Source organism: Mycobacterium sp. E2238, assembly GCF_001672665.1.
In the GTDB taxonomy this organism is placed as follows: Bacteria; Actinomycetota; Actinomycetes; order Mycobacteriales; family Mycobacteriaceae; genus Mycobacterium.
In genome coordinates, this window is record NZ_LZKF01000192.1 from 39,397 (window position 1) to 53,477 (window position 14,081).

At 68.5% G+C, this 14,081-nt stretch carries 14 protein-coding genes; 4 read left to right on the forward strand and 10 right to left on the reverse strand.

Annotated elements, in window-relative coordinates; all coding sequences use genetic code 11:
• From A5711_RS17755 to A5711_RS17780, 6 genes are all read right to left on the reverse strand, one after another.
• Window positions 1-345, reverse strand: a complete 345-nt coding sequence (locus A5711_RS17755) for a cupin domain-containing protein (protein WP_067948757.1) — start codon at window positions 343-345, stop codon at window positions 1-3.
• A 31-nt stretch (window positions 346-376) separates the two neighbouring features.
• On the reverse strand, window positions 377-802 hold the full coding sequence (locus A5711_RS17760) for a hypothetical protein (RefSeq protein WP_067948819.1): 426 nt from the start codon (window positions 800-802) through the stop codon (window positions 377-379).
• Complete coding sequence (locus A5711_RS17765) at window positions 799-1,479, reverse strand: metalloregulator ArsR/SmtB family transcription factor (protein ID WP_067948759.1); 681 nt, start codon at window positions 1,477-1,479, stop codon at window positions 799-801. The genes A5711_RS17760 and A5711_RS17765 overlap by 4 nt, the downstream gene beginning before the upstream one ends.
• A 7-nt stretch (window positions 1,480-1,486) precedes the next feature.
• Entirely contained in the window at window positions 1,487-1,843 is a 357-nt protein-coding gene (gene fdxA, locus A5711_RS17770; RefSeq protein WP_067948761.1) for a ferredoxin, read from the reverse strand.
• A gap of 42 nt (window positions 1,844-1,885) precedes the next feature.
• Window positions 1,886-3,046 (reverse strand): site-2 protease family protein, encoded by a 1,161-nt coding sequence (locus tag A5711_RS17775; protein ID WP_067948763.1) that lies wholly within the window; start codon window positions 3,044-3,046, stop codon window positions 1,886-1,888.
• A gap of 132 nt (window positions 3,047-3,178) precedes the next feature.
• Window positions 3,179-5,284, reverse strand: a complete 2,106-nt coding sequence (locus A5711_RS17780) for an adenosylcobalamin-dependent ribonucleoside-diphosphate reductase (protein ID WP_197520132.1) — start codon at window positions 5,282-5,284, stop codon at window positions 3,179-3,181.
• A 136-nt stretch (window positions 5,285-5,420) separates the two neighbouring features.
• On the opposite strand from A5711_RS17780, the gene A5711_RS17785 reads away from it, so the two are divergent.
• Window positions 5,421-5,852 carry an Hsp20/alpha crystallin family protein gene (locus tag A5711_RS17785; RefSeq protein ID WP_067948765.1) on the forward strand — a complete coding sequence of 144 codons (432 nt, stop codon included), beginning with the start codon at window positions 5,421-5,423 and terminating at the stop codon, window positions 5,850-5,852.
• Window positions 5,853-6,048: 196 nt separating this feature from the next.
• A complete protein-coding gene (locus A5711_RS17790) occupies window positions 6,049-6,264 on the forward strand; it encodes a hypothetical protein (protein ID WP_197500882.1) in 216 nt (71 codons plus the stop codon).
• Window positions 6,265-6,292: 28 nt separating this feature from the next.
• On the opposite strand, the gene A5711_RS17795 is transcribed toward A5711_RS17790, so the two are convergent.
• Window positions 6,293-7,690, reverse strand: coding sequence for a wax ester/triacylglycerol synthase family O-acyltransferase (locus tag A5711_RS17795; RefSeq protein ID WP_067948770.1), 1,398 nt, complete (start codon window positions 7,688-7,690; stop codon window positions 6,293-6,295).
• Between the two features lie 15 nt (window positions 7,691-7,705).
• Window positions 7,706-8,959: a S9 family peptidase gene (locus tag A5711_RS17800; protein ID WP_067948772.1), complete on the reverse strand. Its 1,254-nt coding sequence runs from the start codon at window positions 8,957-8,959 to the stop codon at window positions 7,706-7,708.
• Window positions 8,960-9,180: 221 nt separating this feature from the next.
• On the opposite strand from A5711_RS17800, the gene A5711_RS17805 reads away from it, so the two are divergent.
• The gene (locus tag A5711_RS17805; protein WP_067948774.1) at window positions 9,181-9,450 is read left to right on the forward strand and encodes a hypothetical protein; all 270 of its coding nucleotides are present in this window, start codon (window positions 9,181-9,183) and stop codon (window positions 9,448-9,450) included.
• Window positions 9,451-9,464: 14 nt separating this feature from the next.
• Here A5711_RS17805 and A5711_RS17810 read toward each other — a convergent pair whose 3' ends face one another.
• Both A5711_RS17810 and A5711_RS17815 read right to left on the reverse strand, forming a co-directional pair.
• On the reverse strand, window positions 9,465-12,266 hold the full coding sequence (locus A5711_RS17810) for an AMP-binding protein (protein WP_067948776.1): 2,802 nt from the start codon (window positions 12,264-12,266) through the stop codon (window positions 9,465-9,467).
• Between the two features lie 112 nt (window positions 12,267-12,378).
• Window positions 12,379-13,362 (reverse strand): GNAT family N-acetyltransferase, encoded by a 984-nt coding sequence (locus A5711_RS17815; protein ID WP_067948778.1) that lies wholly within the window; start codon window positions 13,360-13,362, stop codon window positions 12,379-12,381.
• Between the two features lie 328 nt (window positions 13,363-13,690).
• Here A5711_RS17815 and A5711_RS17820 point away from each other — a divergent pair, with 328 nt between their 5' ends.
• Entirely contained in the window at window positions 13,691-13,954 is a 264-nt protein-coding gene (locus A5711_RS17820; RefSeq protein WP_067948781.1) for a hypothetical protein, read from the forward strand.
• Window positions 13,955-14,081: the final 127 nt, after the last annotated feature.

The window sequence follows — 14,081 nt, forward strand, 5'->3', positions numbered from 1 at the left end:
CTAGTGAACCGACGGAAGGGTCTTGAGCACGGTCAGCATGACCACCGAATCCTCGACCGCGTGCAGGGCGTGCCGTTCGGTCGGGATCGCGACATAGTCGCCGGTTTTGCCCTCCCAGGCGTCGTCGCCGGTGGTCATCCGCACGTGGCCCTGCAGCACCTGCAGCGTTGCCTCGGCGGGGCCGTCGTGTTCGGAAAGCTCATGGCCGCCAAGCAAAGCCAGCACGGTCTGCCGAAGCTCGTGGCTGTGGCCACCGTGGATGGTGTGGGCGGCCCGCCCGCTGTGCGATTCCTTGGCCTCGGCCAGCTTTTCGGACGCGAGGCTCGTCAACGAGATTGATTCCATAGCTGAGTCCTTTGCGGTTGAGCGGACACCATCAGGCCGTCAGTAGCAGTATCCCCGCCACGACCAACGCGATTACCTTGACCACCTCGAAGCCGACGTAGACGTAGTGGGCGCGGGAGCGCGGCCCGTCCGACCCGGCGAGCACGCTGTCCGAGCGGCGGGTCAGTCGGGGGCGCACCGCGATCAACTGCACGGCCAGCGCGCCCGCCGCGACGAAAACCGCGGCGGTGGTGCCCGTCGTCGTCAAGCCCCCGGCCACGATCGCCACGAGGACCAGGGCGAAGCAGACCTCGACGGTGTTGAGGGCCCGGAACACCAGCCGCCCGATGCCGAGCCCGATCTGCAACGTCACGTTGGGCGCGCGGAATTTCAGCGGGGCTTCCAGGAACGAGATCGCCAACACCATGCCGAGCCACACGAAGGTGAGCGCAACGGCGACCGCCGGCCCGGCGCTCATTTGGCCGCGGTCCGCGGCGCCAGGTGCGCCACGCACAGATCCGGTTCGACGAACGCTTCGAGCCGATCGACCGAAACCGGCGCTCCCCAGGCCTCCATGGCGCCTTGCATGAGACCCAGATGCACCGGGCACACGACGGCGGTCCGGTTTTCGGCCAGCTCCAGGAACGGGCAGTGCCGCAGGCCGACCTGTTGCTCCCCGTCGGCCGCCCGCCGTTCGGGCGCGAAGCCGAGCTCGTCGAGCATGTTGACCAAGTGGTCGATGGCGTCGTCGGCGCTGGCGGGTTCCGGTGGCACCGCTTCCAGGCTGGCGTCCAGCTTTCGCCCCCAGGCCCGGCCCGCGGCCTGGGCCTTGGCGCCGGCATCGCGCTCTCCGGCGAACGCCACGGCCAGGATCTCGGCGAGCAGGCGGTAGTGCCGCGTGCCACCGCGGTCCATCTGCCGGACCGCGCGGAACATCAGCGGCGGGCGACCCGGCCCCTTGCGGTCCAGCTCGACGTGCTCCACCTGCCCGTCACCGACCAGGCTGTCGAGGTGGAAGCGGACCGTGTTCGGATGGACGCCAAGCACGTCGGCGATCGCGGCGATGCTCATGGGATCGGGCGACGCCCGCAACACCCGCAAAACCTCGCGGCGGCGGCTGGCGGATTCCCCGATCGACGTCGGCGACAACTTCACAGGACCCTCACGCTCCTTCCGCTTGGTCGGCCCTCGGCTGAGCGGCCACCAAAGGCGTGTCTACACCGAGCGGCCCGAGCTTGGCCGCCCCACCCGGGGATCCCAGGGGGGCGTCGCGGCCGGGCAGCGTTTCGGTGAAGAACGCCTCGTTGTCGGCCAGGTACGGTCTGAGCTCCTCGGGCAGGTCGTCTTCGTAGTAGATGGCATCGACCGGGCACACCGGCTCGCATGCTCCGCAGTCCACGCATTCGTCGGGATGTATGTAGAGCGCGCGGCCGCCCTCGTAGATGCAATCGACGGGACACTCGTCCACGCAGGCGCGATCCATCACGTCGATGCATGGCTTCCCGATCACGTACGTCATGGGCAAGAGTTTACACAACATTGCTTGTAAAAACGAGGCCCACTAAAAGCTTTGCGCTGACGCCGGTTTCGCGTCTTCGGGATGGGCGAGCCGATAGACCTCGATGAGGCGCGCCACATCGGTGGGCGTGACGATGCCGACCACCTGAGCCCCCTCGAACACCAGAGCACGGCTGCGGGGACCGGCCGGCGCCATCCGCTCCAGCAGGGCCGTCAGCGGCTCCTGCGGCGCACCGGACGGGACCTCGTGAAGCGGTTGCGCGACCTCCCCCACGGTGACGGTGGCGCGCTGGGCGGGCGCGACCTCGCGCAACCGGCGCAACGTGATCAGACCGGTAATCGCCCCGCTCCGGTCGACGACTGGGTATGCCGAGTGCCGGTCACCGAGCACATAGCGCTGGACGAAATCGTCGACGGTGATCCAACCGGGCGCGGTATGCGGCCCGGCGGTCATCGCGTCGGCGACGCGCACGCCGGAAAACATCTGCTGGGTCGATATCCGCGTCTCCTCCTCGCGACTGGCCGCGAAGATGAACCAGCCGATGAACGCCAGCCAGACTCCGCCGATCACGCCGCCCAACAAGAATTCGGCCAGCCCCAGCCCGATCAGGATGAAGGCGACCACCCGTCCGGCGTGCGCCGCGCCGATGCTCGCCCGCACGCTGTCCCCGTGGCTGCGCCACAGGATGGCCCGCAGCACGCGGCCACCGTCCAGAGGTGCGCCGGGCAACAGGTTGAAAAGCCCGAGCAGCAGGTTGATGACGGCCAGCCAGGACGCGACCCCGATCACGATAGGAGCGGCGCGCACCGTATGCAGCGCCGCGACCAGCCCGCCGAAGGCGGCGGCCAGGGCGAGGCTGGTGGCCGGCCCGGCGATCGCGATCCGGAAGGCGGCCTTGGGGGTCTTGGCCTCGCCACCGAGGGTGGTCACACCGCCGAACAGCCAGAGCGTCACGCTCCCGACGGACACCCCGGCGCGGCGGGCGACGATGGCATGCGCGAGCTCGTGCGCCACCAGCGAGGCCAACAGCACCAGCGCGCCGCACGCTCCGGCCAACCAGTAGGCGCCGTGCGAATATCCTTTGACCGTTCCGGGCAGCGTGCTGGCCAGGCTCCAGGTGAACAACCACAGGATGACCAGCACGCTCCAGTGGACGTTCACCGGGAATCCGGCGACTCGCCCTATCGGGATCGCGTCGCGCACCTCGAACCTCCAAAGTCGTTGAGGAGAGGCGGTTCCACTGCCGCCTCTGGCTCGAAAGTAGGGCGCTACCGCGGCCGCAACTAGGGCCGTATGACCCCGAGCGAGCGGCCAATCGGCCTGCTTGGGACGCGGTCAGAATTCGCACCGGCGTCCCAGGCAGCCGCCGCTGAACGTGGCGTCGGCGGCAAGCAGGGCCTCCTCGGAGCCGACGTAGGTGAGCACCTGTCCGGCCCGGGTGCCGTAGCGGTAGACGGTGATGCCCTTGACCCTCGCCTTCCACGCGGCCAGATAGATCGCGCGGACGTCGTCGACGGTCGATTCGGCCGGCAGGTTGACGGTTTTGGACACCGCGGCGTCGACGTGCCGCTGCACCGCGGCCTGCATCCGCAGGTGCCAATCCGGGGTGATCTCGGCTGCGGTGGGAAACGCCGCCCGAACCTCGGCGGGGACGTGTCGGTCCTCGCGCACGCCGCCGTGCCGGGCGATTTCGGCGATCAGGTCGGGATGGTAGAAACCGCGGTCGCGGGCGAGCCGGTCGAAACACGGGTTGACCTCGAGCAGGCGCCGCCCGATGACCGCCCGGACGTAGGCGATCGCGAACATCGGCTCGATCCCCGCGCTGGTACCGGCGATCAACGAGATGGTGCCGGTCGGCGCTATCGAGGTGAGCTGGGCGTTACGCCGCGGCGCCGAGCCCGCCAAGCGGCTGTCCGCGAAGGCCGGAAACGGTCCGCGCTCCTCGGCCAGCCGCTCAGAGGCGGCATGTGCGGCCCGGTTGACGGTGCGGGCGATCCGGCCGGCCAGGCGAACGCCGCGCTCGCTGTCATACGGAATTCCCAACCCGGCCAGCATCTCCGCCAGGCCCATGACGCCCAGCCCGATCTTGCGGGTGGCCTTGGTGGCCGCTTCGACTTCGGGGAAGGGAAACCGGCTGACGTCGATGACGTCGTCCAGGAAGCGCACGGCCAGTTCCGTCACCGCCGTGAGCCGATCCCAGTCGATGCCGCCGCCGCTGACCATCCGAGCGAGGTTGATCGAACCCAGGTTGCACGATTCGTAGGGCAGCAGCGGGACCTCCCCGCACGGGTTGGTGGCCTCGATCCGGCCCAACGCCGGCGTCGGATTGGCGCGGTTGATGGTGTCGAGGAACACCAGTCCGGGGTCGCCGCACCGGTGTGCGGCCTCGCAGATCGCGGTGAACAGATCGGCTGCGGGCACCGTCGCGACCACCGCACCCGTCCTCGGGTTGACCAGCCGATGGCTGCCGCCGCGCGCGACGGCGCGCAGGAATCGGTCGGTCACGCCCACCGACAGGTTGAACTGGTTGAGCTCACTGGCCGAGCGGGACTTGGCGGTGACGAAGTCGTAGATGTCGGGGTGCGATACGTCGAGCACCGCCATCGATGCGCCGCGCCGGCGGCCACCCATCGAGATCACCGCGGCGGCGTAATCGAACAGCCGGAGAAACGACAGCGGTCCGCTGGCCGTCCCGCCGGTGCGGGCCACCGAATCACCGGCGGGTCTCAGGTGGGTGAACGCGTAGCCGGTCCCTCCGCCGGCCTGGTGTATGTCCGCGCTCTGTGCGAGCGCGGTGAAGATTGAATGCAGCGAATCAGCCACTGGCAGAACGAAACACGCGGAAAGCAGCCCCAGTTCGGTGCCGGCGTTCATCAGCGTCGGCGAGTTGGGTAGAAACTCGAGCCCACGCAGCAGCGCCGAAAACCGTTGGGCCCACACCGCCGAGGACCCGGAGCGGAACTTCTCCTCGGCCCCCGCGACCTGGTTCGCGACGCGGTCCATCATTTCGCCGGTCGATTCCATCGGCCTGCCGCGGTCGTCGCGCAGCAGATAGCGCTCGCCCAGCACCGTCACGGCGGCCACGCTCAATTTGAGTTCGTCGCGCACACCGGTCAGCTCTTTGGTCGCGCGTAATTCGGCGTGGTGCCGGCGGTAGTCGGCATAAGCGCGGGCAACGTCGTCCAGGCCGGCCGCCGCCAGCTGCGCCTCGACCACGTCTTGGATCTCCTCGACCCGCGGAATTGCGCTGCGGGCCTGACCCGCCAGCGCATCGGCCACCGACCTGGCCAGCCCGCCGGGTAAGTCCGGGTCGCGATGTCCGGCCTCGCGCGCGGCCCCAGCGATCGCCGTCTCGATGCGGCCCACGTCGAAGGGGACCAGGCGTCCGTCCCGGCGCCTGATGCTCGACGGCCACCGCGCCGACCGCGCTGTCCCGGCCATCGTTCGAGTATCCCCGTCACACCCAAAAGTCGTCGCCCGAAACGAGATAAGGACTTCCGTCCCTACCGTGGTGGCGGCTTGCGTGGTCGGATCGAAGACGTCCGTTTGAAGACAACAGACATCCCAGGAGAGAACAATGACCAGCACGCTGCCCGCGGCACAGAAGCCGCACATGCTGTTCCCCGAGTTCGCGGACTTCTTCTCGTCGTTCCCGTCGTTCGCCGGAATCCGCCCGATGTTCGACACCCGGCTCATGCGGTTGGAAGACGAGATGGTTGATGGCCGCTACGAGCTGCGCGCCGAGATCCCGGGCATCGACCCGGCCAAGGACGTCGATATCACCGTCCGCGACGGTCAGCTCACCATCAAGGCCGAGCGCAGCGAGAAAAAGGAGTTCGACGGCCGATCGGAGTTCTCCTACGGCTCGTTCGTCCGCACCGTGTCGCTGCCGTCCGGTGCCAACGAAGACGACATCAAGGCCAGCTACGACAAAGGCATCCTCACTGTCTCCGTGCCGGTCTCACAGCCCGCGCCCGAGGAGAAGCACGTAAAGGTCGCCGCAAAGTAGCCGGCTGAAGCGGGGCCCGGGCAGCGTCGCCCGGGCCCGTCACGGCCGTTGGGGGCGCCGGCTCCAGTGATGACTTTGGGCCCTATCCGCAATCAGCGCGTGACGGAATAATGGCGTCGTCTGACGTAACTTGGCTGGTGCGGTTGCGGCTGAACGAAGGAGCATGGCGGTTATGGGCGGTATCCCGACGTTGTCGTTGACCGACTCTGACGTGGACGCCCTGGCTTCGGAATTCCTGCAATCGCGGTACCTCGGCCCAATTTATGCCGACTGGTCCCCTGACCGACGCCTCGACACGTTCCTGCGGCGCCGCGGCCTGTCGCGCGTTGCCGATGACGGCGACCTGTCCAACACCGTCTTGGAACGCATCATGGCCCACGTGGGCCGCGCCTCGCACCGGGCGCGAGGCTGATCGCAACACCGACCCGTGGCGCCGACGCTCAGTCGGCAACGCCTACTGCCGCTTCGAGTTCGGCCAGGCACTCCTCGGTCGCCGGTATGAAGGTCTCGATATCGGGCACCACGTCGCGGCCCGCGGCATAGCCGAACCCGATCCGGTCGGCGTACGCGCATGTCGTGATGTTGAGTGCGTGACCGTCGTACACCGTCGACACCGGATACATCTCCTCGATTCGAGCTCCGTTCCAATACATTTCGGCTACCGGGCCGCGGACGTGGGAAATCGGCAGGTTGTATCCGGTCCGGATTTTCGGCGTGAACGGCAGCAGCGGTCCGATCGCCGTCGCGGCGATGCTGCCGGCGTTCGTCAGCAGTGACGCCGCCGCTCCCCGTTTGGCCACCCAGTGCTTGCCCTCCGACATGGACCGATGGATCGCGTCCAGCCGGGCCAGCGGGTCATCCAGGTTGGTGCCCAACGGGCACATCCACAGCCCGAACCTGTTGCCGTGCTGGTCTTTTGGCGTCTCGTGCTCGGGGTCGCGCACCGTGACGGGGCAGGCGGCCACCAGCGACCGGTCGGGCAGTTCGGCGCGATCACTCAGCCACCGCCGCACCACGCCGGCCGCCATCGCGGTGAGCACGTCGTTGCCGGTCACGCCGGCGGCCTGCCGCACGGCTTGGATGCGGCTTTTCGCCCAGCTGCCCGCGGCGACCGCGCGCTCGGGGCCCACGCGGCCGTTGAACCGGGTGTAGGGCGCCCCCAGGGGCAGCACCGTGGTGTGCCCGACCAGGGCATCCAGCACCGTTGCCACCTCGCCGGTGGCCACCCGCCCGATCAGCCCCACACTCGACGCGGTGGCATCGGTCAGCGAGCGCAGCGGCGCGACCAGACGAGACAGCAACCCGGCCGAGGCCGGCGGCGAGGGCTCGGGCCGGCAATCGGCGTAAAACGGCGGCATCGACCGGCGGTCGGGATCACTGCTGAGTGCGTCGGTGATCATCTGAAAGCCGGCCACCCCGTCGGTCACGCTGTGATGCACCTTGATGTAGAACGCGAAGCGGCCCCCGTCGAGGCCGTCGATCAGGTACGACATCCACATCGGCCGGCTCCAGTCGAGGCGCATCGCGTCCAGCTCGCCGATCAGCCGCCAGAACCCGTCCCCTGACACCGTGCGGCGCTGGCAATGTCGGCTCACATCAACGGAATCCACCTGCCGCCAGACCCACATGCCGCCGGTCTCCACACCGCGATGCGGATATCTGCGAAGCCTCGGATCGATCGAATCGTTTCCGCCCAGCGTCTTGCGGTGCAGTTCGTCGACGTAGCCTGGCCCGGCGTCGTCAGGCGGCGACAGGATCAGCACGGCGCCCACGTGCATCGGGTTGGACACCCACTCCGCGGTCATCATCGCCGCGTCCAGCGGATCCAGCGGATTCATGTTCGACCCCCGCGACTAAGCGGGGCGGTCGCGCCGGGGCACCGAACCATCCAAAAGGCCTGACTGCTGCAACGCCGCCTCGAGGAATCGCTGTACCGGCCGCGCGCGGAAGAAGCCGGTATGACCGCCGCGGTACCAAACGATCTCGGGTTTCCCCCAGTGTTCCCAGAGGCGGACCACCTGCTCGCGTGGATGCACCACCTGATCGGCGACGCCGGCGTAGATGAAGCGGCCGGGCATGGGCACCAGCGGAGCGAGCGACAGCGGCGACATCATCCGCCCGATGGGCTCGGCGGCTTCGATCGTCTGACGGCGCGGGTCGTCGGGGCCAAGCCCGGAGTGCCGACTCAGCAGCCCGACCAGGTCTGCCACCGGGACGCCGAGAATCGCGCAGGTGAGCCCGGTTTCGAGGCTGGCGACCAACGCGGCGATGTAGCCACCCAGCGACAGACCGTTCAACCCGATCTGCGATTCCGGCTCTTCCCGGCGTATCCAGGACAGCAACCGCCGGATGTCCCACACCGCCTGCGCGGTCGCGTGCACGTCGTCGAGGATGTCCTCGCCCGGAAACACCGCACCCTTCGGCAGGTCCCGGGCGCGCGGGCCGTGCATCGGGAGGACCGGCATCACGACGTTCAACCCGAGGTCTTCGTGTAACCGCCAGGCCCGGAACAAGGCGAGATCCAATGCGGCCCGGCCCATTTCGGTTCCGTGGATGCACACCAACCAGGGGCGTGGTTGCGGATGGCGGAGCAACAGGGCGTACTCGCGGTCGTTCGCGGTGTAGCTCATCCACCGCCGCGCGCCGGGTTCACCCGGGCGGGGCAGGTATCCGCTGTCGAAGAAGATGCGGTGGAAGGAACGCCTGCCCCCTTTCACCTTTCGCACCGTGACATCCGACAGTGGCGGCGGTGCGCCGAAAAATCGTCTCGGATTGGTGAGCCATCCCCGGTCCCCGTAGAACTTCAGCCCCGCGGCCACCTCGTTCGTGATGCGCTCGAACTCCTCGGGACGGCTGATCGGGCGCCGCGCCCTCAGGCCCAACAGAACGACTTCGTCGCGGAACGCCTGGGCCGCCAGGGCGAGCGTGGGTCGCGCGATCGGAAGCTCGTCGGGGGGCTGTCCGAGATATTCGCGCCACGAGTCGGCGACGTATCGACCTGTGCTGGTGAACGGTTTGACCGCACTGCCCAACGCGACGCCTCCCGGTGGGCTCAACGGCAAAGCGCCCGGGCGTCGGGATGCGCCGTTGTTGGTCGGTACCGCCATGGTGGCAAATTAGCAGGCGCTGAAATCGGCGGGTTAGGGCCTAACGGCCCGGTCACTGCAGCGAAAGTCCTTGGCCGGCATGCCGAGCGCAGGCGGCCGGTCTGGGCCATATGACCGGGGCCGAAGGGTCTTTAGTCACTCGCGCCGATGTCTGGGCAGTCGTAACCTCGGAGCCGTCACACGCATCTTTCGAAAACCACTCGTCGATTAGGAGTGAGATCATGACCGAGGCACCGCACAAGACCGAGCCACGTTGGGCCGAGCTCTCCGATGACGTGCTGGAATCCGTCGAATCCGGCCGCAAGCACGCCATCGAGGCCGTCCGCAAGTTCGTCGACCAGATCAGTCCGGTGCTCCCCGAGCAGTCGCGACGCAAGACCGTCGTCGACGCCGCACTGGACCTGGCGGACGACCTGGTCACCGCCCGCATCGAATTCTTCCGCAACGTGGTGCGCAGCGCCGGTCACGCCGTCAGCAAACACGACGAATAAACCGCTGCCACAGGTTATTCCACGTCCGACTCCCCCGATAACACCAGCACGGCGCTCCGCACAGCGTGCTGCAATTCGACCGCGGCCGCCCAGTTGTCGCCCGAGGGCATGATCGGCTCCCCCACCCCGATGTCGATTGCTCCGCGACGCGGGAAATGGTGTTCCGGACGCAGAATCGTCCGGGTCCCGCGAATCCCGACCGGCGTGACGGGCACCCCGGTTCGGGCGGCCACTACGAAGGCGCCCATGTGGAACGGCCGCAACCCCGGGGCGCGGGCCAGGCGGCCTTCCGGAAAGATTACGAGCGACTGGCCGGCCCGCACCAGGTCGGTCAGCCGGTCGGCGTCCGCGACGCCGTGTTCACGTTCGTGACGTTCCACGAACTGGTGGCCCAGTCGCCTGAGCACGAATCCGTTGATGCCTTGATGCTCAAGGACTTCGGCGGCGACAAAGTGAAACCGCTGCGGCATTTCCGACGCCAGTGCCAGCGGATCGATCCAGCTGGGATGGTTGGCCACCGCAATCGACGGGCCCGCGGGAAAGCGGTCGAGGCCTTGCACGGTGATCGCCGTCCCCGTGAGGCGCGCCAGCAACCGGACCCCGGCGCGGGCCACCCGCCAGCGCCACGCCGCCCGCGGGAGCAGCAGCAATAAGGCGGCAACCGCCAGCCCGAGGATCGTGTACACCGCCCACGCGTAGCCGGCGAAGGCCACGTCGCCCGCCGCGCGACGAACGCGGCGTAGCGAAGGCACCGCGCCGCGGAGGCGAAGCCGCGCCAATTCCCACCACAATGCCCGTGGTCGCGCGCCGATCTTGCCGGAGTGGTAGAGGGCCCGGCTGGCCGCCCGCCTGATCTTGCCGCTGGACGTCTTCAGTACGGAGCGCGGTGGCGCCAGCACCACGTCGTCGGGCGCCACCCCGAGCAGATCGACTGTCGTGGCCGCGATTTCGGAGCGCAACGCGGCCCGCGCCTCATCCCGGATGGCTCGGGTCTCCGCCATGACCACGAGTCGCTCGGGCCCGCCGGAAGGATCAGGCGAGGCGAACACCGCCACACAACCCTTGCGGACACCCTCGATGTTGCCCACCGCCTCTTCCAGTTCCGCGGGGTGCAGGTTGCGTCCGGCCCGGATGATCATGTCCTTGATCCGGCCGGTGACGTACAAGTCGGCCTCGGCCGTGTACCCCAGATCGCCCGTGTCGAGCCACGCGTCGTGGAAGAGTGCGCGCGTCGCCGCCGGGTTGTTGAAATAGCCCGCGGTCGCCGACGGACCGCGGAACTCCACCCGCCCCTCGCGGCGGTCACCCAATTCGTTGCCGGCCGCGTCGACGATCCGGATCTCGTGCCCGGGCAGGGGCCGGCCGCAGGCGACGAATCGAAGGTCCCGCTCGCCGGGCTTGGCGGGCTCGACCTGCCCGGACCGCACGAAGGTGTCTCGGCGAATGCGGTCGATGATCGGCCCGCGGTTCAACGGGGGGAACGCCAGCCCCACCGACGACTCGGCCAGCCCATAAACCGGCGTCATCGCTTCCCGGCGAAACCCGTACGGGGCGAAGCGATCACCGAAACGTTCGATGGTCGTGGCGCTCACCGGTTCGGCGCCGTTGTAGGCGAGCCGCCAGCAACTGAGATCGAGTCCCTCGATCTCTTCGTCACGGATTTTCGACAGGCAGAGTTCGTAGGCGAAGTTCGGGCCGGCCGACATGGTGGCGCGGCCGGCGTGGATCGCCCACAGCCATCGCGACGGGCGGATCAGGAACGCCTGCGGGCTCATCACCACCAGCGGGACACCGAAGTACAAGCAGCCCAACCACGCACCGATCAGACCCATGTCGTGATACAGCGGCAGCCAACTGACGAAGGTGTCCGATCCGGTCGCCGCCGCGGCCCGACCCATCGCCCGGATGTTGGCGAGCAGGTTGCGGTGCTTCAGCGCGACCCCTTTGGGCTGCCCGGTGCTGCCGGAGGTGTACTGCACCAGCGCCAGATCTTCGGTCCGCGGCCGGGGAAGCGATGACGGCGCGTGTTCGCCTGTGCGCGTGAGCGATTCGGGAATGACGACATGACGCAGGCTTTCGACGTTCGAGCGCAACAGGTGACCCAGGGCGACGGCCTCCGGCACCGTTACCAGCATCTTGGCGCGCGCGTTGGCCAGGATGCCGGCGGTGCGACGCAGGTGGTCCGCCAGTTGGGACGGCCGCGCGGGTGGATAGACCGGGACGGGCACCGCGCCGGCGAGGACCACGCCGGCGAATGTCACGAAATACGCCCGGCAGGTCGGCAGCATGATGGCGACAGCGTCGCCCGGCATGACGTCGTGCGCGATCAGTCCGGCCGCCACAGCGGCCGCCTCGCGGTGCAGGTCCGCGTAGGTCATGTCGGTGCTGTTCCGGGGGTCACCCGCGTCGTCGAGGATCCGCAGGTGGGTGCGGCCCGGAGTCGCACCGACATGCCAGTTGAGGGCGTCGTTGAGGGTCAGCGCTGACTCTGGGGCCGGCGCGGACGACGCGGTGGCCGGGCGGGATACGACGCCACGGTCCGCACGCACCGCGGCGTGACCACGACCCAGGACCGGGTTGAGCGCCGCCACCAGGTCGCGCGGGGTCTCCGCGCTGGCCAGGGTGTGGGGCGGCAGCGCCACCCCGAATTCGTCCTGCACGCGCAGCAACAGTTCCGCCAGTTCCAGGCTGCCGATGCCCAGGTTGTCAAAGGAGCTGTCAAGCGTCACCGAGGGCGACGCGGCCTGCGAGTGGACCTCTTCGACGAGGCCACGCACCAGCGCGAGGACGGGAGGAGCGCAGTCTTGGTGTGCCATCGGTCGGCGCGACTCCTTCGACTAGCAAGCAGGTCCCATGCTGCGGCCGAATCCGGCCTTCCGATAAGGGCGCAAAGCCATCAGATGGCGGGGCATTTGTCACTTGCGGCCGCTAGTCGAAGGCCTGGATCACCTGGCGGGCCACCTGCCGAATCTGCTCGTACACACCGCGATCGAGGGGCAGGTCGCGAAAGCGCGGTATCTCGCCCGTCGCGGTGACCACGCCCGGTTCCTCGCGCGCCCAACGCGCGTGCACCTTCTCACCCAACGCGCGCGCGGACGGATTCTCCGACAGCACGCGGCCATGGAAGCGCTTGATGCCGTCGACGCGCGCCGCGACCGCCAGCGCGCCGAGCAGCAGCGTACCGATTCCGCGCCCCTGGTAGCCGTCCGCCACGGTCAGCGCAACCTCTGCCGAGGCGGGGTCGTCTTGATCCCGGACGAAGCGGGCATCCGCGACGACCGGCCCCGCCGCGCCGTCGGTGACGACCCAGACGAAGTGGTCGACATAGTCGACCTCGAACAGGTAGGTCAGGCGCGCATCGGTTGGGGTGCCACCCTGGTACCGCCGGTACAGCGTCTCCTTGGAGAAGGAGCCGCTGCTCTTGAACCGCTCGGCATCGCCGGGCAGGACGGGGCGCAGCAAGAGCGCGGCGCCGTCGGCGCACGACACCGGGATGGGGGCGATGTAGGCGGCCAGCCGCTGCCGCGCGGTACGCAGCATCCGGTCGGCGATCACCGGCATGGCCAGCATGCGGTCGAAGGCCGCGCTGTATCCGATGTAGCCGCGCACGTCCTCCCGCGCGGTCACCGTCGCCGTTCGGGTCGCGTGCCGCAGCAGCGCGATCTCGCCGACGATCGTCGCGGGCGACAGCTCGGTGGTCGTTACCCGGCCCTTCGGGCCGACGTGCCGCACCACGACTCGACCGGACGCGATGATCGCGAATGACTCCGCTCGTTCCCCCTGCCGCATCAGGACCTCCCCTGCGGCGGCGTGCAGGGGCTCGAGCAGGGCGGCCAACGCCGTAAGATCCTCTGCCGCAATGTCGGCGAACACGGGCAGCGCCGCCAGCTCCTCGGCGTCGAGGGCACTCACGCCGGCCCACCCGTCAGCCCGAGCCTGGCGCCCGGATCACGCCCGGATTGCGAATCCATTGCTAAATCGGTCATCTCGCCAATTTCGTAATCCGGTGCCCCCGAAACGAGTAACGTGGCGATGCACCCTTCCCGATGTACGGTACGCGACCTGCACCGCCATCGCGGGAGAAGTAAGTAGGTGACCGTAGTGACAAAAGACCCTGTCGGACTGGGACTTCGGCAGGCCGGAAGCAAGACCAAAGCCTTTCGGTAGTCGTGCTGTTGGCCTCTACGGCCGGACCTTCGGGACTGGTCGGATGGATCGTTAAGGCTAGCGGGGAGGAAAGATGAAAACAGCGAAGTGGCGGCAGCATTGGTCGCAGCGCAGGTCGACGGCCACCATCTATCAGCTGACGGATCGCCTCCACGAGGGACATGTTGCCCGAGTGCCCGCCCATCAGATACCCGCGACCGTGTCCGCTTGGTTGGCGGAGCTTGGCGCCCACAGCCCCTTGGTCGACGACCTGGAGCGCGCGGTCGAAGGCGGCGACTGGTCCGCGGCCCACGCCCTGGGCGAGTGCCTCTCCATCGAGATAGCCCTGGCCGACTGACGGCCGCCACAAGGGCCCCTGCCGCGGGGACGTTTGCCGACCCCCACATGACTTTCGTCACTACCAAGTAGCCGCCGCGCTCCGCAGGATCGAACGGTATACCGGTTCGCCCACGTCATCGGTATCT